The 21,767-nt window shown below is 37.1% G+C and carries 26 protein-coding genes; 10 read left to right on the top strand and 16 right to left on the bottom strand.

Annotated features, from left to right (window positions below; genetic code table 11):
- Positions 1–155: 155 nt before the first annotated feature.
- From rpmB to mutM, 4 genes are all read left to right on the top strand, one after another.
- Positions 156–392, top strand: coding sequence for a 50S ribosomal protein L28 (rpmB, locus tag KO502_RS02425; protein WP_216020970.1), 237 nt, complete (start codon positions 156–158; stop codon positions 390–392).
- Positions 393–419: 27 nt separating this feature from the next.
- Entirely contained in the window at positions 420–575 is a 156-nt protein-coding gene (gene rpmG, locus KO502_RS02420) for a 50S ribosomal protein L33 (protein ID WP_011041084.1), read from the top strand.
- Between the two features lie 195 nt (positions 576–770).
- Positions 771–1,271 (top strand): hypothetical protein, encoded by a 501-nt coding sequence (locus KO502_RS02415; RefSeq protein WP_216020969.1) that lies wholly within the window; start codon positions 771–773, stop codon positions 1,269–1,271.
- Positions 1,272–1,348: 77 nt separating this feature from the next.
- Positions 1,349–2,164, top strand: a complete 816-nt coding sequence (mutM, locus tag KO502_RS02410; RefSeq protein ID WP_216020968.1) for a bifunctional DNA-formamidopyrimidine glycosylase/DNA-(apurinic or apyrimidinic site) lyase — start codon at positions 1,349–1,351, stop codon at positions 2,162–2,164.
- A 59-nt stretch (positions 2,165–2,223) separates the two neighbouring features.
- On the opposite strand, the gene coaD is transcribed toward mutM, so the two are convergent.
- Positions 2,224–2,694 (bottom strand): pantetheine-phosphate adenylyltransferase, encoded by a 471-nt coding sequence (coaD, locus tag KO502_RS02405; RefSeq protein WP_216020967.1) that lies wholly within the window; start codon positions 2,692–2,694, stop codon positions 2,224–2,226.
- A 292-nt stretch (positions 2,695–2,986) separates the two neighbouring features.
- On the opposite strand from coaD, the gene KO502_RS02400 reads away from it, so the two are divergent.
- The gene (locus tag KO502_RS02400; RefSeq protein WP_216020966.1) at positions 2,987–3,640 is read left to right on the top strand and encodes a TetR/AcrR family transcriptional regulator; all 654 of its coding nucleotides are present in this window, start codon (positions 2,987–2,989) and stop codon (positions 3,638–3,640) included.
- A gap of 58 nt (positions 3,641–3,698) precedes the next feature.
- On the opposite strand, the gene KO502_RS02395 is transcribed toward KO502_RS02400, so the two are convergent.
- The 3 genes from KO502_RS02395 to bioH all read right to left on the bottom strand — a co-directional run bounded on the left by KO502_RS02395 (position 3,699) and on the right by bioH (position 6,133).
- Positions 3,699–4,733, bottom strand: a complete 1,035-nt coding sequence (locus tag KO502_RS02395; RefSeq protein WP_216020965.1) for a putative metalloprotease CJM1_0395 family protein — start codon at positions 4,731–4,733, stop codon at positions 3,699–3,701.
- A gap of 126 nt (positions 4,734–4,859) precedes the next feature.
- Positions 4,860–5,180 carry a hypothetical protein gene (locus KO502_RS02390; protein WP_216020964.1) on the bottom strand — a complete coding sequence of 107 codons (321 nt, stop codon included), beginning with the start codon at positions 5,178–5,180 and terminating at the stop codon, positions 4,860–4,862.
- Positions 5,181–5,314: 134 nt separating this feature from the next.
- On the bottom strand, positions 5,315–6,133 hold the full coding sequence (bioH, locus tag KO502_RS02385; RefSeq protein ID WP_216020963.1) for a pimeloyl-ACP methyl ester esterase BioH: 819 nt from the start codon (positions 6,131–6,133) through the stop codon (positions 5,315–5,317).
- A gap of 75 nt (positions 6,134–6,208) precedes the next feature.
- Between bioH and KO502_RS02380 the strand changes: the two genes are divergently transcribed.
- From KO502_RS02380 to KO502_RS02360, 5 genes are all read left to right on the top strand, one after another.
- Positions 6,209–7,066 carry a ComF family protein gene (locus KO502_RS02380; RefSeq protein ID WP_216020962.1) on the top strand — a complete coding sequence of 286 codons (858 nt, stop codon included), beginning with the start codon at positions 6,209–6,211 and terminating at the stop codon, positions 7,064–7,066.
- A gap of 151 nt (positions 7,067–7,217) precedes the next feature.
- Entirely contained in the window at positions 7,218–7,796 is a 579-nt protein-coding gene (gene nfuA / locus KO502_RS02375) for a Fe-S biogenesis protein NfuA (RefSeq protein ID WP_216020961.1), read from the top strand.
- Positions 7,797–7,821: 25 nt separating this feature from the next.
- Positions 7,822–8,094 carry a hypothetical protein gene (locus KO502_RS02370; RefSeq protein WP_216020960.1) on the top strand — a complete coding sequence of 91 codons (273 nt, stop codon included), beginning with the start codon at positions 7,822–7,824 and terminating at the stop codon, positions 8,092–8,094.
- A 6-nt stretch (positions 8,095–8,100) separates the two neighbouring features.
- Positions 8,101–8,460 carry a VanZ family protein gene (locus tag KO502_RS02365; RefSeq protein WP_216020959.1) on the top strand — a complete coding sequence of 120 codons (360 nt, stop codon included), beginning with the start codon at positions 8,101–8,103 and terminating at the stop codon, positions 8,458–8,460.
- A gap of 156 nt (positions 8,461–8,616) precedes the next feature.
- On the top strand, positions 8,617–9,690 hold the full coding sequence (locus KO502_RS02360) for a polysaccharide deacetylase family protein (RefSeq protein ID WP_216020958.1): 1,074 nt from the start codon (positions 8,617–8,619) through the stop codon (positions 9,688–9,690).
- A gap of 29 nt (positions 9,691–9,719) precedes the next feature.
- On the opposite strand, the gene KO502_RS02355 is transcribed toward KO502_RS02360, so the two are convergent.
- From KO502_RS02355 to KO502_RS02300, 12 genes are all read right to left on the bottom strand, one after another.
- On the bottom strand, positions 9,720–10,406 hold the full coding sequence (locus KO502_RS02355; RefSeq protein ID WP_216020957.1) for an SCO family protein: 687 nt from the start codon (positions 10,404–10,406) through the stop codon (positions 9,720–9,722).
- 33 nt (positions 10,407–10,439) lie between these two features.
- Positions 10,440–11,381: a heme o synthase gene (gene cyoE, locus KO502_RS02350; RefSeq protein WP_216021011.1), complete on the bottom strand. Its 942-nt coding sequence runs from the start codon at positions 11,379–11,381 to the stop codon at positions 10,440–10,442.
- Positions 11,382–11,409: 28 nt separating this feature from the next.
- Positions 11,410–12,570, bottom strand: coding sequence for a COX15/CtaA family protein (locus KO502_RS02345; RefSeq protein ID WP_216020956.1), 1,161 nt, complete (start codon positions 12,568–12,570; stop codon positions 11,410–11,412).
- A gap of 3 nt (positions 12,571–12,573) precedes the next feature.
- Complete coding sequence (locus KO502_RS02340; RefSeq protein WP_216020955.1) at positions 12,574–13,155, bottom strand: hypothetical protein; 582 nt, start codon at positions 13,153–13,155, stop codon at positions 12,574–12,576.
- A gap of 50 nt (positions 13,156–13,205) precedes the next feature.
- Positions 13,206–13,982, bottom strand: coding sequence for an SURF1 family protein (locus KO502_RS02335; protein ID WP_216020954.1), 777 nt, complete (start codon positions 13,980–13,982; stop codon positions 13,206–13,208).
- A 14-nt stretch (positions 13,983–13,996) separates the two neighbouring features.
- The gene (locus KO502_RS02330) at positions 13,997–14,881 is read right to left on the bottom strand and encodes a cytochrome c oxidase subunit 3 (protein WP_216020953.1); all 885 of its coding nucleotides are present in this window, start codon (positions 14,879–14,881) and stop codon (positions 13,997–13,999) included.
- Positions 14,882–14,916: 35 nt separating this feature from the next.
- On the bottom strand, positions 14,917–15,489 hold the full coding sequence (locus KO502_RS02325; RefSeq protein ID WP_216020952.1) for a cytochrome c oxidase assembly protein: 573 nt from the start codon (positions 15,487–15,489) through the stop codon (positions 14,917–14,919).
- Between the two features lie 37 nt (positions 15,490–15,526).
- Positions 15,527–17,161 (bottom strand): cytochrome c oxidase subunit I, encoded by a 1,635-nt coding sequence (gene ctaD, locus KO502_RS02320; RefSeq protein WP_216020951.1) that lies wholly within the window; start codon positions 17,159–17,161, stop codon positions 15,527–15,529.
- Between the two features lie 11 nt (positions 17,162–17,172).
- Positions 17,173–18,744, bottom strand: coding sequence for a cytochrome c oxidase subunit II (gene coxB, locus KO502_RS02315; protein WP_354668293.1), 1,572 nt, complete (start codon positions 18,742–18,744; stop codon positions 17,173–17,175).
- A 475-nt stretch (positions 18,745–19,219) separates the two neighbouring features.
- Complete coding sequence (gene lexA / locus KO502_RS02310; protein ID WP_216020949.1) at positions 19,220–19,858, bottom strand: transcriptional repressor LexA; 639 nt, start codon at positions 19,856–19,858, stop codon at positions 19,220–19,222.
- Between the two features lie 399 nt (positions 19,859–20,257).
- On the bottom strand, positions 20,258–20,947 hold the full coding sequence (locus KO502_RS02305; RefSeq protein WP_252730462.1) for an alpha/beta fold hydrolase: 690 nt from the start codon (positions 20,945–20,947) through the stop codon (positions 20,258–20,260).
- Positions 20,948–21,039: 92 nt separating this feature from the next.
- Positions 21,040–21,747 carry a fibrobacter succinogenes major paralogous domain-containing protein gene (locus KO502_RS02300; RefSeq protein ID WP_289846765.1) on the bottom strand — a complete coding sequence of 236 codons (708 nt, stop codon included), beginning with the start codon at positions 21,745–21,747 and terminating at the stop codon, positions 21,040–21,042.
- Positions 21,748–21,767 lie beyond the last annotated feature (20 nt).

The following is a 21,767-nucleotide window of genomic DNA, read 5'->3' as shown; positions in this document are numbered from 1 at the left end:
AAATACATTAAAAAAGACTGTTTTTTAATGTATTTTTTCATTAAAGCTAGTATTAATTATCCAGTTTCACTATAATATGCCACCTTTTTAGGATCCTAAGGCGACGGTCTTGGGGAAATATAGCTCGAGCTGAAATTAATTTTGGAGTGACTCAAATGTCTAAAGTTTGCCAAGTAACAGGCAAGAAACCAGTCGTAGGGAACAACCGTTCTCACGCAAGAAACGCGACTCGTCGTCGTTTTTTACCTAACCTTCAATCTCACCGTTTTTGGGTTGAGAGCGAAAATCGTTTCGTTAAATTACGTTTAACTCCGAAAGGAATGCGTATTATCGATAAGAAAGGTATTGATGTAGTTTTATCTGACATCCGTGCCCGTGGCGAAAAAGTTTAATTACTTTACTATTCAAAGGAAAATACTATGCGCGATAAAATTCGTTTAGTTTCTAGTGCTGGTACTGGTCATTTTTATACTACTGATAAGAATAAAAAGACTATGCCTGAGAAAATGGAAATCAAAAAGTTTGATCCAACCATTCGCAAGCACGTAATCTACAAAGAAGCTAAAATTAAGTAATTAATTTTTGTTTTGTTAAAAAGCCTGGTTTATACCGGGTTTTTTTATATCTAAAATTTAGCAGTCTATTGGTATCGTATGTATTTGTATGTAAAAGTTGCTGTGAAAGTAATCTCGAAAGGTCAACAGACCCTAAATTGGTATTACTTAAAAATTTCAGTATGATATCCGTACTAGGTAATTTGGACTTTTGATATGAAACTTTCTAAAACCGGCTGGAATAATGTCATTATTTTCTCCGTTATGATTATTATTTTAATGATCAACGTGACTAATGATAAATTGTTTCCAGATAATGAAAATTCGACTCATGCGGAGCAGCTCATTCTACCTGAACACGCTGTTATTTTAACTATGTCGGTAGAGTACTCTGCAAGCCAACAAGTATTCATAGAGCGTGTAGGGCGAAGTTGGCAATTAACTACGCAAGGGTTAACACTTGAAAAAAGCCAACAACAAATTGAACAAATGATGTTTGCTTGGCAGCAAAGTATCGGGTTAGTACAAGCGGCAGATATTGTGATTGACGAAAAACAGGGGCTAACCGTTAATATTGCTTTAGCAGGAGAAACTCAAATACGTACTTACACATTATATCCACTTAATGACCAATTATTAATTTATCAACACCAAGAAGACCAATGGTTAGCTCTAGCTGCAGCATTAGCTAAACAGTTATTACCTATTTCGCTTTAAATATTCAAACCATTATTCACATCAATCAATATTCATATACATCAATAGAATTAGCGTTACCGAAATAAGAAGAAATTATGCCTGAGTTGCCAGAAGTAGAAGTTTGTCGACGTGGAATTGAACCACATATCTTAAACCAGCAGGTAAGCGATGTTATTGTCCGAAATGCCAATATGCGCTGGCCAATTACACCAACTATCTCAGATATTTGTGGTGAAACAATACGTTCTGTTACTCGGCGTGCTAAATATCTTCTGTTGGAAACCAGTAAAGGTATATTAATGATTCATTTGGGTATGTCTGGCACTATTCGAGTAATTGATAAAGCTACAGCAGTAACTAAACATGACCACTTTGACTTGGTGCTTACTAATGGTTTAGCGCTTAGGCTTAATGATCCTCGTCGTTTTGGCTCTGTACTTTGGGTAACCGAAGATATTAATGAACACAAGTTATTGAAAAGTCTTGGTCCGGAGCCTTTATCCTCCGATTTTACCGACGAGTGTCTGTATGAAAGATCACGTAATAAAATAGTACCGATTAAAACCTTTCTGATGAATAATAATATTGTCGTTGGAGTTGGTAATATTTATGCCAATGAAAGCTTATTTAAAGCAGGCATAGACCCTCGTAAACAAGCAGGTAAAGTCTCTAAAAAACGGTACATAGAATTAACTCGACATATTAAGCAAACTCTAGCTCATGCAATTGAGCAAGGTGGTACAACCCTAAAAGACTTTACCCAATCAGATGGTAAACCAGGCTATTTTGCACAAGAACTACAAGTTTATGGTCGTTCTGGTGAACCTTGCTTTGTTTGCAAAGGAATATTGAAGGAAATTAAACAAGCTGGGAGGGCAACGGTTTATTGCCCTAACTGTCAAAAAAAGTAAGCGTTTTTTTGAGGTAGGTATCGTGCTAAATGGCTATTAAGCTAGTTTAAAGCTGAGCGCTATTCTTCTAATGCGGCTTTAACAATAGGGTGTACAAATGGACTTACATCACCTTGGTGTAATGCAACTTCTTTAACTACGGTGGAAGAAATACATGAGTTTTCTTCTGCAGGTGTTAAAAACACACTTTCCAGATCAGGATATAAACGCCTATTAACGTTAGCGAGCTGTAGTTCATAATCGAAATCAGCAACTGAACGTAGGCCTCGAATGAGTACCGTTGCTTGCTGTTGTTTAGCAAAGTCGACTAATAAACCACTAAAACCGACAACCGTCACATTAGGTAAGTGTTCAGTCACTTGTGCAAGCATTGCTACCCGTTGTGTTAAATCAAAGCGAGGTTTTTTACTAGGGCTTGCAGCGACACCAATAATAACATTATTAAATAATTTACTGGCACGTGTTATTAGATCAGTATGACCGTTAGTTACAGGATCAAAAGTACCTGGATAAATAGCTGTTATAGTCATTGTTTTTTATATATTTAAGCAATTGTTATTTGGTATTGTAGTTTGATACCTCAGTAGGTAACAAGTATTATCCGATGAATCGTTACTTGAATCGGGAACGAAAACAAAGTCAGGCTTTAATCTTTGTATTTAACAGAGTTAAGCTCCAGAAGGTTAAACAAAAAGAAAACCCCGAATTAATCATAAAAATAGTATAAATCTTAAAGTATTTACTCAAAAGACTTTATATATAGTAAATGTTGATAGTATTATTGTTTTAGATTTAATCAATATAATAATAAGAAGTAGTTATATGAAAACCAGAGATAAAATAATCCAAGCTAGTATTGAACTTTTTAACGAGCAAGGTGAGCGTAATGTCACCACAAACCATATTGCCGCACATTTAGCTATTAGCCCAGGAAACTTGTATTACCATTTCCGCAATAAAGAAGACATTATTTTATCTATTTACGAAGAATATGCTCGAAGTCTACTTTTAGACACTTTACCTACCGTATCTGCAGAGGTTAAGCCTCTTGATTCACTGGTTTTGTATATGGATTCTGTTTTTCAAACAACCATGAAATTCCGTTTTTTCTATAGTAACCTACCTGTACTTTTGGATAAAAGTCCAAACCTGCGTGAAAAATATGTAGAAGTTCAACAGTCTATATCAGAGCGTGTTAGTCAACTACTGATCTCATTAAGAGCAGCAGATTTTATAGATTTTGATGATGATGAACTACCTGAAATTGTTAGTGTTTTACGTCTTATCAACACTTTTTGGGTAAGCTTTCATCAAACACAAACCACTTCAAATGAAGTCAATGATGCAGTATTTTATCAAGGCGTTTTGAAAATATTAGTCATTTTACGCCCGTATACAAAAGGGCACGCTATTAATGAACTTAATCATGCACGTGATGTATATAAACAAAGATTTCAAGAAGAAGCGATAGTTTAAATTCTTGGTACGCCTGATAAGATAAAGGTGTGATGGGTATATATTTAAATGTTTAGCTTTAAGCGGTTAATTCAAATTGAAAATTATTAGGCTTTTCATAACCTTGTTTTACTGTATGGTAAAAATTTTCAATACGATGAGCTCGTTGAATAACTTCTGTAGATTGTAGATTATTGATAGAAGTTGTCATTGAGTCGCTAGTTTTATTAGGCGATATAGCCTCTTGCGCAGCTAAGGTTTTATTGATGAGTGCATCAAAATCATTACTGCTATTATCTGCTGATAATTCTGATTGTAATCTCGCACTGGTATTAAAGTCGCGGTTGTTACTAGCGCGGCTTGGCTCGCCATCCTTATTATTACTAAGCGCTAATAGCTCTGACTGTGCGCTCAGTATTTTCTGAGTAGCGCTTGCTGCAACTTTAATATCTTGTGCCGAGGGATCGACAGGTGCTAATGCCGCGGCATACACTTTTTGCATTTTAGTGATAGTTGCTTTTGGATCGCCAGGCACAACACTTAAATCAATAGAAACTTCACCAGCTACGGCATATTTTTTACCGTCAGGACCTACCTCATAAGTATATGAGGGCGCTCCAGTTAAAGCGCCTCCTGTTGTAGCGTGTGCTAATTCGTGCGTTTTTACTTCCTGATCTCTTAGCTGTAATTGATTGATTATTCTTTCATTTGTAGCAGCTTCTTTATTTTCAGTCGCTTCTTTTTTTTCTATTTCATCGCTATTTTTTTCAGCAGCATTGTGGCTTTGCTCATTTCCTGAGCTTTCAGGATTTTGTTGGCTGTTTTGTTGATTATCTTGCTGGCTTTCGCCTTGTTGACTGCTGTTGTCTGAAATTGAGGTAGCGGCATGCTCCGCTTGTTTTCTTAAGGCTGAAAAATCGATATTTTCATTGGTTTGTGCGGGAGTACGAGAGCGCTCTTTCTCAGACGCTGCGCCTTTATCAGCGGTAGACGGATGAGTTGCAGCGACTTGAGGGTTGACTTCTCGTTGATGATTATCACGACGTAATACTTCCGTAGGTTGATTAACCACGGTTGCTAGAGGAATACTGGCAGTATGCGACGTGATATTCATAAGTAAATTTTATTCACCAATTAGTTATATGATACTAGCTTGTCTAGTTGTAGCTCATCTACATTAGCAATGAACTGCTTAATGTATAATATAACGTTTAAAGTCAATCTATTAAATATTTAAAATTTAAGCGGTTACATCTAATAATGTACCTAAAGCATCATCGGCACTTTTAATGACCTCAGTAGACGCTTTGGTTTGATACTCTGCCACTTTAAGATCAACAAGCGATTGATTTAAATCTGGCAACTCTTCGCTTTTTGCTACTCGGTTAACTACTTCAGTATTTACTTCACTAATATTAGAGCTTGAAGTATTGACTGTATTTGCTTGTTGCTCAGTATTTAGGGTTGTACTAGCTACAATATCACTGGCAGCTTTATCTGCAGTTGCTCTAGCGTTTTGTAAGCCTTGTACACCGGAATTAAATGCTGATGATATTTCCATTAGACGTCCTCCACGGAAAATAAATATATTGTTTAATTATTAACCTTTAAGGCTAAAAAGTAAAGGTTAATTTAGCTAAGTATTTTGTTGTAACACCTTATTTTATAAGGGGACAGCTAAGTTACTAATTCGTATTAATTAATTTTAATATTTATTTTTAACCAAGAAAATAACACCTGATAAAAGTCATCAAGATGAGAAATAAATGGCGCATGAGAAGCATGAGAAAAAATATGTTTTGTGCTTTTTTCCGCTAAGTTATCTATTTTCTCAATGACGGCTTTAGGCACTAGACTGTCGTTATTACCATATAAACGTAAAAATGGTTGTTTAATTTGTGATAAATGTGGCCTTAAATCACAATGACTTAGTAAAGCTAAGGAGTCAGCTAGGGTTTGTTGGCTAGGTAATGGATGAGCCATTACTAATTGTGTAATTAGCTTTAAATCCTGCCTAATATGAGGGCTACCCATTGCTTGGATTTTTAAAAATCCACTGATGGTTTTTGCTGCGTCTGTAGCTAATTGTTGATGGAAGTTATTAAGTACATTCTCCTTGATTCCAGGCCAATCATTACAAGACTGCTCAACAAAATACGGACTACTGGCAACGGTTACTAAAGCTAATACTTGCTCTGGATATTGCAGCGCCATTTCTGTTGCAACTAAACCACCTAATGACCAGCCAACATATACAGCAGGTTGGTCAATAACTTGGTTAATATGTTCGCAGATAGTTGTTAGCGAGTAAGGAGATATCTCAACATGATTATTGATACCAAACCCAGGCAAATCAATAGTAATTAATTGATAGCTACTGTTGTTAAATAACGTTAGTAATGGTTGCCAAATGGCGGAATTAAGCCCCCAACCATGCAAGAAAACAATTGGTATTGCTTCTTTTTTTATTGAATCATTTGTTGGAAATATGGAAAATTCTAAGCTTTTTGCCATGCTTACTACTGCACTATATAAATCGAAAGTAATGAAGCGTTATTTTATACTTGCGATTAATAAAAGGAAAGTAAGATGGCAGGGACGTCACGGTTAATAAAGTTAAATAACAAAACTCTTGTAAGGTGTTGTGTCGCGCTTAAAGCTGTTTATAGAAGTAAGCTTGCTTTAATTTTTAATACAGGGAAGTTTCGACTCAATAACATACAGCAACATTTAAGTTGCTGTGATTTGTGCGCCGCTAATGTGGGTGCAAGTTACTTTCAAGAAAAGCGTTTAAGGCAAGCTCTGCTTTGTCAGCATTGCATTAATGATTTGCCGTTTTTTAAACAAGATATTATAAATGGAAATCTGCTGAATTGGCCTACAATCAAGCAAGCGTTACCTAATATTCATTTTGAATACCTTTTTGCGTTATCTCCCTACATTTACCCTTTCAATATTTGGTTAGCGCAAATGAAGTATTTGGGAAGATTTGAACTGGCTAATTTGTTTGCCTCATTACTCTACGCTCAATGGCAAAAAACCATGGAGAGTACATTAATACCGCCTGCAGATTTAGTCATATCTGTACCTTTGCATGTTAAAAAGTGGCAAGTTCGTGGTTATAACCAAGCACACCTTATCGCTCAAGATTTTGCACAACAACTGGCGTTACCGTATGAGAAAGATGTCATAATACGCTGTAAACACAATCAAAGTCAGATCGGCAAGACAGGTAGTCAACGTCGTAAAAACTTAGCGAATGCGTTTAAATTAAAACAGGGGTTAGCGAGTCATATTAAACATGTCATAATTATCGACGATGTGGTGACTACGGGTACTACAGCGAGCGAGATCAGTAAACTGTTAAAAAGCGCTGGTGTTGAAATTGTAAGTGTCGTCGCCCTTTGTTTAACCTTACCCAAAAGTAAGTCTTCGACAAAAGCGTAGAAATCATTAGACATAACTAAATAGCCGCGTAAAATACACATACTTGAGTAAAATAGTCAGGTACTCATCATTACAGTATATTATTGATCAATCAAATAGATCATATACTAGTATTTTGATTGAGTACCAAAAGAGTAAAGAGAGCTAAACAATGATCAGTATTTCAGAGAGTGCTCAAAAGCATTTTATTAACCTACTTTCGCAACAAGCAGAAGGTACCCATATTCGTGTTTTTGTTGTAAATCCAGGTACCGCAAAAGCAGAGTGTGGCGTTTCATATTGTCCACCTGATGCCGTTGAAAAAGACGACATAGAACTTCCTTTTGAAGGTTTTTCAGCCATGATAGATGCTGACAGTAAAGGCTTTTTAGAAGACGCAGAAATTGACTTTACTACCGATCAAATGGGTTCACAATTAACGTTAAAAGCCCCTAATGCAAAATTACGTAAAGTAGCTGATGATGCGCCTTTATTTGAACGTGTACATTACTTTCTACAAGCCGAAGTTAATCCTCAATTAGCAGGACATGGTGGCGAATGTACATTAGTTGAAATTACCGATGACGGCTACGCTGTATTACAATTTGGCGGTGGCTGTAATGGTTGTGCACAAATTGATGTGACGGTAAAAGACGGTATTGAAAAGCAATTAATTGATTTAATGGCTGGCGAAATTAAAGGCGTTAAAGATGCAACTGAGCATGAGCGCGGCGATCATTCATATTACTAAAAATTTAACTATCTCATCGTAACGTATGATTAAGTTATTAGAAAAACTAGGTCAAGATCCACAACATAGCTTAATGCTTTTTTTACGTGGTCTTGGCCTTTTTGTTATTGGCTTATTGTTTGTTGCTTTAGGTTACTTTTACCACTATCTGTGGCAAGTTATCGGTATTATTACCCTAGCGATAGCTTGTTTGTTGTCGGCATGGGGCTACTTAGGTATATTTGCAAATCGTTGGCTAAATATTTTATACCGAACTCAATCTTCCCAAAACAGCACGACTGATACAAACTCTCGTTAGAAAATTATGATTAATTTAATTAAATCTTATTGGTTATTTATTACTATTGCTCTAATGGCAATCATTGCGACTTTATCGCTATGGCCCGTCGCCTCATTACCACAAGTTCCTGGTAGCGACAAAACTCATCATTTTATTGCTTATGGTGCGTTAATGTTTCCTGTTGCACTAGCTAGACCAAAACATTGGTTATGGATTGTAATAGTATTTGCTTGTTTTAGTGGTGCAATAGAGTTGATTCAGCCTTATGTTAATCGTTGGGGAGAATGGCTAGATATGGCTGCTAACGTTACTGGGCTTGTTTGCGGAATTATCCTTGCTAAAATAGTTGATTATTTTTCATTGTATAAAGAAAACAAAAGTTAATGAAATAATGGTTTAGATAGCCTGATAATTTTTATCTCAAATAGCTTTTTTTACGGAATATGGAAATACTGTAAAGTACTAGAGGTTAATAGTAAAAAGCGTTACTTTAGTTAATCTGAACTCAAATTAGTTACTCTATTTTATAAAGGAAAGTTCATGCGATATTTACTGCAGACATTCATTTTTGCTTCATTATTAATGAGTATTTCACTCAACAGTTATGCCGCTGTTATTTTACAGTACCACCATGTTAGTGATAGCAGTCCTAGTAGCACGAGTATCTCACCAAAGCAGTTTGAAGTACACCTACAGTATCTTAAAGACAATGGTTTTAAAGTTGTTCCATTATCTAACTTAATTGATGGAATTAAAAAGCAAACACCATTAGCTGATAAGAGTGTTGCCATTACGTTTGACGATGCCTACATCGATATTTTAACGCAAGCTAAACCGATTTTAGATAAATTCAACTTTCCGTACACCATTTATGTCAACCCTGGGATTATCAACCGTAATGACAAAAAATCTAGTTCACAGTATTTGTCATGGGATCAATTAAAAGCATTAGCTGATGAAGGTGTGATTATCGCCAACCATGGTTATGAACACCATTCTATGGCTCGCACCCCTAAAGGATTAACGCAACAAGAATGGTTAGATAAACAAACGACATCACTACTCAAAGCTGAGCAGCTTATAAAAGAGCAGACAGGGCAAAGCTGGCGTTATTTTGCATACCCTTACGGTGAATATGATTTAGCGGTTCAAGCTTGGATTGAGGCCAATAATTTTGTGGCATTTTCACAACAGTCAGGCGCTATTGGCTTAAATACAGACCTAACTAGCGTGCCTCGTTTTCCGGCATCACAACCTTACGACAAAATTTCAGGATTACGTGATAAATTAAATTCTCTACCGCTAGATATCAGTTTAACAGGTGAGCAAGCAAAAACCGTGTTTGTATACGAAGAAGCGAAAAATATAACCTTTGAAGTGGCTAGTGATGACTTTTATAAATCAGGTTTAAATTGTTATATCTCTGGCTTAGGCAAACAAAAAATCAACTGGCACGATGATGAAGCTTTTAGTATTACTTTTTCTACAAGCTTGCCTGTAGGTCGTGTTAGAGCCAACTGTACAGCTGCTAGTATTAGTAAACCAGGACGTTATTATTGGTACTCTAAACCTTGGTTTGTTTTGAATGCTGATGGTAGCTGGTATCATTTATAAATTAACTTCAAATGAGTTAATACTGCTTGCTATAAAAGTGATTTTTTTTGATACAGTGCGACTATTTTAGGGTAGTCGCTTACCAATTTATTCTTGTCTATATGTGGTACCTCGCCAGCTTTCTGCTCAGGTTTAAAAATAGCGGCCACTTTCCCTTCAGGGTTTATTAATACCATAGATGCGCTGTGATCAACCCAATAATTTTTATCTGTAGTGCTGCTATTGGTTAAATCAGCCGAATCACTATTGTAATCTGTTATGGCGTACATTAAGCCGATACTGCGAGCAAAAGGAAAAAGCACATCATGATCGGCGCGCACTGCTTTAAAGTCAGGATTAAAATAAGCAATATATTGAGAGAGTTTCTCTTGCGTATCTCGTTGAGGGTCTACCGATACTAAAATAACCTGAGTCTTGTCTGTAACTTTGAGTAAATCATCATAGATAACATGTAGCTTTTGTAAGGTCATTGGACAAACATCAGGACAAGAAGTATAGCCAAGAAATATAAATGACCATTTACCGTTAAGCTGTTCATTTTGAAAAGTTTGACCTAACTCATCCGTAAAAGAGAAGTTAGTTATTGTTCGAGGTTGTTGGTAATGTAAGGCGAATTCAGGCGCTGGTAATTCGTTACTATTTTTTATTAAGTAAAAACCAATAATACCGACACTTAACGATATAACGGCAATCAAACCCAAAAGATATTTATTCATTAAATTATTTTTCTCTCAATAAGAGGGTTGCTATTAGTTTATTGGTAACCAATAGTGGTCAAGCAATAAAAGAATAAAAAGTAGCATTAAATGTACAATCGAAAATTTAAATGTGGCCATCGCAGTATCTTTTTTTGCATGGAACTTTAACTGCCAAGCATAGCCAATAAAAATTAAATTCAAGACACAAGCACCTGCCAAGTAAAGCCAATTACTCATTCCCACTAAATAAGGTAATAAACAAACCACAAAAAGTAATAAGGTATAAAGTAATATTTGAGTTTTAGTAAAACTAATACCATGGGTTACCGGCAACATAGGAATGTTAACTTTAGCATAATCATCTTTACGATGAATAGCTAAAGCCCAAAAATGTGGCGGTGTCCAAGTGAAAATAATTAGCACTAATAATAAAGCATTTGGTGCTATTTCGTTGGTCATTGCTGTCCAACCTAGTAACGGTGGAATGGCACCCGCTAAACCACCAATGGTAATGTTTTGTGGTGTAGCGCGCTTTAAATACATAGTGTAAACAAAGCTATAACCTACTAAACCAGCCAAAGTTAACATAGCGGTTAACGGATTCACTAAGGTAAAGAGAATAACAAAACCAATCACTGCGATACTCACCGCAAAAATAATGGCATTTTCGACAGTAATTCTACCTTCAGGCAAAGGCCTGTTGTGAGTGCGTCCCATAATGGTATCTATTTTTTCGTCAACAATATGATTAATTGCGGCTGCGGCTGAGGATAATAAAGCGATACCTAGCATGGCGGGTATTAATAATTGCCACGGTAAACCGCCAGGTACAGACAAGCTCATACCTACTAAGGCCGTTAGTACCAGTAAAGCCACAACTTTGGGTTTGGTAATATCATAATAAGCGCGCCAATGATCAACAAAATGACGAAGAAAGAACTCATTTGCTGTTGAGTTAGCTGATGGCCGTGTTACCGGTAGGCTTTTACTCAACGAATCGACTATTGGTTTATTGATGACTTTACTCATACCGAACTTCCTCATCATGTTGCTTTAATTGATAGGTTAACGCTATTAAACTTAACATTAACAAAGCCGCGACTAAGTTATGTGCAACCGCTACGCTAAGGGGTAATGAAAACCAAATATTACTTATACCTAAACTTACTTGAATAGTAAGCATACTCAGTAAAACTATCGCCAAACGTTTAAGATTGGGTTTATTGGTTTTAATAAACACCAAGATAGCGAGCCAAGTTATAAATATACTAGTAACTATAGCGCCTAATCTATGTGTTACATGAATAGTTACTCGTTCATTATGTTTAAAGTGACCAAATTCATAGCTACTTTTTACTGGTGGAATCAAAGTAAATGAATGCTGATAATCTAACTCAGCTAACCAATCACCTTGGCAAATAGGTAATTCTACACAACTCATGGCTGCATAATTTGCCGATGTCCAACCGCCTAAAGCTATTTGTGCCGTTAAAATAACAATGCCGAGTAAAGCGTAGCGACTATATTTTTTAATTGATGGTGTGTTTACATTTTGACTCGCGCTAGTGGCTTTTGACGCACTTGCTTTTACATTCTGCTCGCCTATTGTGGTGATGGTGTTGCTCGTTACAGAATTAAGGCGCAAATATAATAAAAATAATAAGCACAGTGTAGTAAAGCCGCCAAGCAAGTGCCCCATAACAATAACAGGCATTAATTTTAAGGTTACCGTCCACATTCCTAATGCTGCCTGAAAGATAACAACCAATAAAATACACAAGGGTAAAACAAGCGGTTTTTTACTGTTATAAGATGGTTGAATAGTTGTGTTTTTTACTGATTTTCTATCATTAACACGTAATCTAATTGAATAAAAAGCAATGATCGCGATAAGTATGCCAAGGCTGCCAGCAAAGTATCGATGAACCATTTCATTCCATGCTTTATGGGGTTCAACAGGACGTTCAGGGTAGGCTTGCTCAGCGGTAATAATCTCTTCTGCGGTTCTAGGTACATCAAGTAAACCATAACAGGTTGGCCAATCAGGACACCCTAATCCTGCATGAGTTAAACGTGTGTACGCGCCTAAACCAATAACAACAATGGTTAATAACAAACTGCAGAATACCAAGCGTGTTAGTGTTTTTGTCGGAGCTTTTTCTGTTTTAGCACAACTTGTCATGACTTAACCTACCTTGGAGTATTTCAGTAGTTTTTTCATATCTGCAATAATGGCTTTACCAAAACTATTTTGCTGCGCTTCAGTTTCAGGTATGGAGTGTTGCAAAATCACATTACCTAACGGATCAGCAATAAGTACTTGTGGGTTAGGGATTGAGCGATGCATTTGTGCTGATAAAGACAGAATTTGCCATTGGCTTTTAGCAAGCTGTTCATTTTGTTGAACTGAAAAAATATCTTCTTTAAGTAATACTGCAGAGACCCTTGGCATATACTTTCCTAAGGCAACATAACTGTTATGGACGGTTTCAATACTGTGCAAACAAAGCTCGGAGCATTCATTAGGTAGTCGATAAATAATCTGCCATTTTTTATCAGTTATTTTCCCATCTAAGCCAAGTTCAGCTAAGGTTAATGGCTCTGTTATCAACTTGCCTTGATTGGTAACTCCTAAGCTTAGCCATTGATTATCAAGCGCTAGTTTTGCTAGTACTACGGGCAATATAAATACAGCGAGTAGCAGTAATAAACTACGGCGATTTTTGTGCGTGGAAGCTTGCGGTAATGCTTGTTCTGTTTGGATCATAGTACACGCCTTATTATTTTTATATTTTACTTATCTCTTCATTTATATATTTATTGAGCTGAGGATCTCAGTGTTTTAACGCGTAAAGAAATCATTAATATCAACCAAGCACAGGCTAATGCAGCCCATTGAAAACTATAGGCAAAATGTTTTTCTGCAGGCATTACTATTGGTTGCCAATTTTTTTTATAACCAAGACTTTCTTTTTTATCTACGTAGATAACAAAAGGTAATAAAGGCTTATTTATTAAGGGTGATACTAATGTTGAAAACTTTTCTAATTCTATTTGCTGCACGCGTAACGGCCAACTAGGCTTCGAAAAATTTTGTTCCATAAGCATTATTCCTTGTTCAACGACACGTACATGCCCCGTAAATTGATACTGCCCCTGCAATGGCTTTACTTCGGGTAATGTATTTCTGTTAATTGAGCCTTGTATCCAACCTAAGTTAACTAAAACCGCATGGCTTGGCGTTTGTACTACTTGCAATACCCGATAACCTAACGAGCGTTCTTCAACTTGATTATCGAGTAAAAATACGTAATCAGCTATAAATTCACCATCAATAGTGACAGGAAAGTCATTCACACTTTCCTTATTGGTAAATTGTTTAGTGTGCGAAAGTTGCACAACTTCATTAAGTGTTAATGGCGTGCGTTGATTTAATTGCACTATACGTATAGAACGCTGTTCTTTCGCTGTTCCTCTATCGTATTGCCATAACGACAATTTTATCAGTATTGTTAATACAATAAGTGTTAGCCCAAGCCAGAGTATATTGCCTAATAAGTTGCTTTTTATTTTCTTATGTAATGTAAGGTTCAAGTAATAATCAGCTTCTATAAAATATAAACAAACACAAATAGCATTACCCACACCACGTCAACAAAGTGCCAATACCAACTTGCTGCTTTAAAAGCGAAATGATTATTAGGTGTGAAGTGACCTTTTAATATTCTAAACCACATAACTATTAGCATGATGCAACCTAAGGTTACGTGCATACCGTGAAAGCCAGTTAATAGATAAAAACTGTTGCCATAAACACCACTGGTGAGAAACAAACGCATTTCTTCAGAGTAACCATGTGAATATTCTAATATTTGTAAAGACATAAAAATGATGCCTAACACTATAGTTAAACCAAGCCACACTTTAAGTGGTTTACGGTTATTTTTAATAAGTGCATCGTGAGCAAAATGAGCGGTCACTGAAGAGGTGATTAAAATAACAGTATTAATAAGTGGGAGCCCATACCAACCCATTGCCGAGGTTGTGGTGCCGTCAGGAGTCGTTAAAAGTGGCCAATGAGCAACAAAATCAGGCCACAGCACGGCGCCAGTTTCTGCATTATTACCTGCACCACCCAACCAAGGTACTGAAAATACACGTAAATACAACAAGGCACCAAAAAAGGCGGCGAAAAACATTACTTCAGAAAAAATGAACCAACTCATACCTTGATGAAATGAATTATCCATTTGATGTGAATATTTACCAGCCAAAGACTCATTTATAACATCGCTAAACCAACCAGCTAACATATAAATAACTAGGGCTATGCCGGCTAAAAGCAGATAACCCCCGTAACCATTTTGTTCTTTAGACAAATCAGTTACGTAGTGAGCAGCACCGAGTGCAATCATGAAAAGTGCAATTGCACCAACAATTGGCCAATGACTTTGGCTGGGTACGTAATAACTTTCATATTCTTTGTTAGTCATTTTCTATCCCTTATTTATCTGTATGTTGTCGTTCTCTATGATGACTTGTTGGTAATGTCATACAGGGTGTACGATAACGTTAATGTTTTTATATCGTCAGGTAATTCTAAATCAACGTAAAATTGTAAACTCATCTCAACATCCATACCTGCACCTAGTGGTTGATGGGTAAAGCAAAAACACTCTATTTTATGAAAATAATTTGCTGCACGCCCAGGAGAAACCGAGGGAACAGCTTGGCCAACAATGTCATTATTGGCATTGTTTTTTGCATAAAAAGATACAAACTTCATTTCACCGGGGTGTACTTCAATTTCATTCTGTACTGGTTCAAATTTCCAAGGAACGCCCTGTGCATTGCGGGTAATAAATTGCACTCGTACCGTACGAGACTCATCAATACTACTGGCGTCATAAGTTGCTGCACTGGTATTGGTTTTTCCATTAAGGCCAGTAATATCACAAAACACGTCATATAAAGGGACAAGAGCAAAACCAAAGCCAAACATAGCAAGCACAACCAGTAATAATTTTTTAACGGACTTATTATTGGTCGTGCTAACACTATTGGTATTATTAGCATTTTTGGAGTTGGCATCACTCTTCATATAGTTATTACCCGTTATATATAAATATTTTTATGCATTAATGACTATGTTGATCGGCATTATCAATATCACTTTGTGGCGGTGGAGTACTAAACGTATGATACGGAGCAGGGCTTGCAACCGTCCATTCTAGCCCTGCTGCACCATCCCAAGGTTTAGCAGGCGCTTTTTCGCCACCACGAATACATTTAATGACCACAGCTAAGAAAATCAATTGTGATAAACCAAAGGCAAAGCCGCCAATACTTACCCACTTATTAAAGTCAGCAAACTGTAATGCGTAATCAGGAATTCTACGTGGCATACCCGCTAAGCCTAAAAAGTGCATAGGGAAAAACAACAAGTTAACTGAAATTAGTGAGCACCAAAAATGCCATTTACTGAGCGCGTCGTTGTACATATTCCCCGTCCATTTTGGCAGCCAATAATATGCGCCAGCGTAGAGTGAAAATAGCGAGCCTGTCACTAATACATAATGAAAATGGGCAACAACAAAGTAAGTATCGTGATATTGAAAATCAACCGGCGTCATAGCCAGCATCAAGCCTGAAAAGCCGCCAATGGTGAATAAAATAACAAAGGCGATTGAAAACAACATAGGTGTTTCAAAGCTTAACGAGCCACGCCACATGGTAGCTACCCAGTTAAATACTTTTACCCCTGTTGGTACCGCAATAAGCATGGTGCAATACATAAAAAACAGCTCACCAAATAGCGGCATACCTGTAGTAAACATATGATGTGCCCAGACAATAAAAGAGAGTAGAGCAATGGAAGATGTTGCATAAACCATCGAGCTATAGCCAAATAATTTTTTACGCGAAAAAGCAGGGATGATGGTTGAAACAATACCAAAGGCAGGCAAAATCATGATGTAAACTTCAGGGTGACCAAAAAACCAGAAAATATGCTGGAACATTACCGGGTCACCACCACCTGCAGCATTAAAGAAACTGGTACCGAAATAAGTATCGGTCAATACCATGGTAACGACACCAGCAAGCACCGGCATTACCGCAATTAATAAATACGCAGTGATGAAAAATGTCCATACGAATAATGGCATTTTCATGTAGGTCATACCCGGTGCGCGCATATTCATAATGGTAACAACAATATTAATTGCCCCCATTATCGAAGATATCCCCATGATATGGACGGCAAATACAAAGAAAGCGGTACTACCGTTTGAATATGTTGTGGATAAAGGAGCATAGAAAGTCCAACCAAAATTTGGTGCACCACTTTCCATGAAAAAAGAGCTTAGCAAAATGCCAAAAGCAAAAGGTAATATCCAAAAACTCCAGTTATTCATTCTTGGTAATGCCATATCTGGCGCGCCAACCATCATTGGCAGCATCCAGTTTGCAAAGCCTGTGAACGCAGGCATTATGGCGCCAAATACCATGATTAAACCGTGTACTGTGGTTAACTGGTTAAAAAAGTCAGGCTCAACTATTTGTAAACCTGGCTGAAATAATTCAGCTCGGATCACCATGGCTAACGCGCCACCAGTGAGTAACATGATAAATGAGAACCATAAATATAAAGTACCAATGTCTTTATGGTTGGTAGTGTACAACCAACGCTTAATACCTGTCATTTTGTGATCGCCATGGTGGTCATTTTGATGATCGTCGTGCGATGTTTCTTTTATAACGTCTGTAGTCATTTTATATCCTCCTATTTCGCACTTGCGGCATCAACCGCTGCAGGTTGCACTAAATCACCGGTATCATTTCCCCAAGCATTACGCTCAAAGGTGATCACGGCAGCTATTTCTGTTTTAGTTAATTGGCCAGAAAACGCGGCCATTGCCGGATTTTTCTTACTACCGTGAAGGACAATATCGATATGTGCGTTAACATCACCTGTGGTAATTACACCACCTTTTAAAGCTGGGAATGCTGGCGGAATACCTCCCCCAGATGGTTGATGACAAGCAACACAGGTTTTCATATAAACTTGCTCACCCATGGTCATTAACTCATCTAGGCTATATTCCTTTGTTAAATCTTCAATAGATGTTGATTCAGCTGCTACTTCAGTGACGCTATCTGTCTCTTTAGCCGTTTTATTTTCAACAGCTTCTACAGCATCGTTAGCTTCGGACTCATTGTTAACGGCTGATTTAACATCTGCCGCTTGTACTAAGTCACCTGTGTCATTGCCCCAAGCATTACGTTCAAAGGTAACTACCGCGGCAATTTCTTTTAAACTTAATTGCTTACCGTAACCTTGCATACCCGTGCCGGCTTTACCGTTAAAGACAATATTGATGTGATCAGCTATCGCTCCCGTTGTGGTAATAGGGCTACCTTTTAAAGCAGGAAAAGCAGGAGGTAACCCTTGACCGGTTGGTTGGTGGCAGGCTGAGCAATAAGCGGTATAAGTTGTTTCACCTAATTGCATTAATTCGTCTTTTGATAAAGAAGCATTCAATGAAGCTTTTTCAGCATCAGCTGCTTGCGCAATGCGCTGATGTTGCTCTTTAAGCCAAAGCTCATAATCTTCAGGGCTTTTTACTTCAACAACAATAGGCATAAAACCATGATCTTTACCGCATAATTCAGCACATTGGCCGCGATAAATACCAGGCTCATCGACGTTAGTCCAAGCTTCATTAATAAAACCTGGATTAGCATCTTGTTTAACGGCAAAAGCGGGAACCCACCAGGCATGAATAACATCGTCAGAAGTAATTAAAAAGCGTACTTTTTTATTGGCAGGAATAACTAAAGGTTTATCAACTTCGAGTAAATAATTTTCGCCTTTTAAGGGGGTATTATCTAAGTGATTTTGGTATTGATCGCGAGGGGTAGAAAGAACAGAGTAATACTCAATGTCTTGGTCAAAATACTTGTAATGCCATTTCCATTGCGAGCCTGTAATTTGAATAGTAACGTCAGAGTTATTGTTGTCTTCCATCGCTATTAAGGTTTTTGTGGCGGGAATAGCCATAGCAATTAAAATAACAACGGGGATGGCTGTCCATAATACCTCTACCTTAGTACTTTCATGAAAATCAGCAGGTTTTGCACCCTTAGACTTTCGATGGAAGATAATAGACCAGAACATAGCACCAAACACTAAAACGCCAATACCAGTGCAAATATAGAGTACCAGCATATGTAGATCATAAACATCTCTACTAACAGCTGTGACCCCTTTGGTAAGGTTTAACTGCGATTCTGCAAAAGCAATATTGGTATATAAACTTACCAATATTAGCCAAATTAGCTTATGTTTCCCCACACGACATCTCCTCTTCTTAATGATAGAGAACAGATTTGCAGCAATGTACTTCATAACTCACTGAACTGAATATCTGTCGTTTTATTATTATATTTTAAACATAGACGAGAATTTATAATCAGGTATAGCACTAAATAATTAGTGCTATACCTGATTAACAAATTGACGTATTTTCATTCTTTTTGTGTTCGTTTTTTATTCGCCTTAATAGCTAGAATTACGCTAAAAGTTGTTTGCGGTCAAATGTTTTTATAGCTAACTATTATTAAAAAAGCTAATTAATTCAATGGAGTAATAACTCTAAATGACGGGAGGTGTTGGTGTGTTAAGGTTTTGTATGTTTGCAAGATAAATTTGTAGGGGGAAAGTTTTTTTCAGTGCATAAAATATAAAAGGTCATAAACGACGAAATCGTTTATGACCTTAATGTTATTTACATGAATATAGGTAAATTAGTAATAATGATTTGATCAAATTACATCCATTGACCGCTGCGAACAATACCTACTGCAATACCTTCAATATTAAATGCCTGACTTGTTAAATCGACTTTGATCGGAGAGAAGTCTTCATTTTCAGCGTGTAAATAAACAATATTACCTTCACGTTTATAGCGCTTAACAGTCACGTCTTCTTCAACACGGGCAACCACAACTTGACCATTACGTACATCAGTTGTTTGGTGTACGGCAAGTAAATCACCATCCATAATACCAATGTCTTTCATGCTTTCGCCATGCACTCGTAATAAATAATTAGCAACAGGATGGAATAAACTACCATCCATTTTGTAATGATCTTCAACATGCTCTTCTGCCAAAATAGGCTCACCCGCAGCCACTCGACCAATAAGTGGCAAGCCAAGCTCTTCTTCGTCCAACTCTTCCGTTAAACGAATACCGCGAGACGTACCCGCAAGCATTTCAATGTATCCTTTTTTAGCTAGCGCTTTTAAATGTTCTTCAGCGGCATTAGCTGATTTAAAACCAAAAAACTTGGCAATTTCTGCTCGTGTTGGCGGCATACCTGTTTCTTGAATTTTCTCTTTAATGAGATCATAAATTTGCTGTTGTCGATTGGTAAGTGGACGTAATTCTGCAGTTGGATCTATCATAATATGAGCCTTGCTTTAATTAGATTACTGAGTGAGGTATTTAGTTGGCTACTATTTAAACGTAGCCTGTAAATTTAGACAGTGTTACTGGTAGTATATACAGGCTGTAATTAAAGGCAAGCTTTAACTTTGGTCGATTATTTAAATTGTGTGGGATCCAGTTTAAATATAAAAAAATCCAGCAAGGTTAAGTTTTGAAGTCCTACATGATATGCAGATAATGTATCTATCTATATTCATCTTATTAATGGTATGTTTATAAGTAAGTACACACTTGGGGTTAAATAATCATCTATCATTGAAGTAAGCCATAGATATTTCTAACATCGATCATTTGATATTGCAGACATTCAAAACGTTCAAGTGTGAAGTCAGCTATGAGGTTAATAGTTAACCTCATTACTTAAAAGCCCCTCTTTGTAAAAAATAAATAGTTTGCTCAGCAACTTCTAGGTTATATCGCATTTGAGAGTGACCCACTTCAATAGCAATAAAGTCACTCATGCTTTTTAGCTTTGTTGATTCAACTGAAACTAAGCCATCATTTGGTCCTATAAAATACTCGCTGGTCAGATTAGAAGGTTTTGTACCTGCGATGATGCCTAAATTTATATCTAACTCTTCGAGTTGGTTGCCTAAGCCATTACTCCCTGTAACGAGGGCGCGACTAATGCCTCCTCCTATTGCCATTAGCCATGAGTCGTTTAGGTGATCAGTCAATTCACTGCCATGATTTGGTGTACCTATAAGGACGACTTCTCCAAGGCTAGCATTTGAAAATTTGTGAATGTTTTGTTGTAGGTATGCCCTAATAACTAGTCCGCCTAGGGAGTGCCCGACGAAATGAACTTTGGGAGCATGTAATATACAGCTGTCAATTTGTGCAGTGGTTTGTGTCAAAACAGTATCGACACTTTCACCTATAGTGGCATAATCTAAACGACAAACTTTATAGTTTGCATTTTCTAAACGTTGAGCAAATCGCCACATCGCCCAATCACTTCTTCCTAAGCCGTGAGCAAGCACCACAAGCTCATCATCTGGCTGATATGTAGCAGTATGAACGTCTGAATTTGCACAACCGAGCATATTCAAAAACACAAGCAATATGAATGCTATAGGTATTGTTTTACTCATAACTTTAGGTATTACTTTAGGCATAGCTTTAGAGTTAACTTTAACTAAATTTTTACGCAGCGTAATGAAAACATATAGCGCTTAGTTAACTTTTCACGACGAATTTCCCCTTTATGAATATTCCACCAAGAATAAGCAAGTGTTCTAGCATAAGCATGTTTTTCGCTCGCACTACTACTTGTCCAAAATTCAGTATACATACCCTGGGTGATATACCAATTACCAAGCTTTACGCCAGCAGGCGTTGCAGAGAATTGGTGTTTGTTTACCTGTGATTGATCAAAGCTTTTAAAAAACGTATCTGGTCGCTCTGCCATAAGGGTGATTGCAATATCATTTTCGCCTCGCCAGCCTTCTTGTTCGACTGCTTGCGCTGAAATACCTATAGCTTTTTCAAGCTGCTTCCAGTCGTTATCTGATGCTATTCGAAAGCCTTTTGGACATATGTTGCGCTCATCAGTAGCGTCATGCCAATCGTAAAGTCGACCGTAGGTTAACAAGTTATTCGCGTCATCATCTGGAATAAAGCCTGTATTTACCTTACTTCCATCCTGATACGTAGTCGTTCTTAAATTTTCTGCAAGCCAGGTTTGCTCGCCTATTTTCACCGTACGATAAATATTGCCGTCACTGTCTTGCACTGTTTCTTGGCTGTTAGTTTGCGAAGCATTTAACACATTGTGACTGTCAATAGCTGATGAAATAATGGGAGTAAACATAAAGAATCCTAAAAATAACATGAATATTTTCATGACATCTTCCTAAATTTAAA

Source organism: Colwellia sp. E2M01 (genome assembly GCF_018860585.1).
In the GTDB taxonomy this organism is placed as follows: domain Bacteria; phylum Pseudomonadota; class Gammaproteobacteria; order Enterobacterales; family Alteromonadaceae; genus Colwellia.
This window is presented reverse-complemented; position numbering and strand designations above follow the sequence as displayed.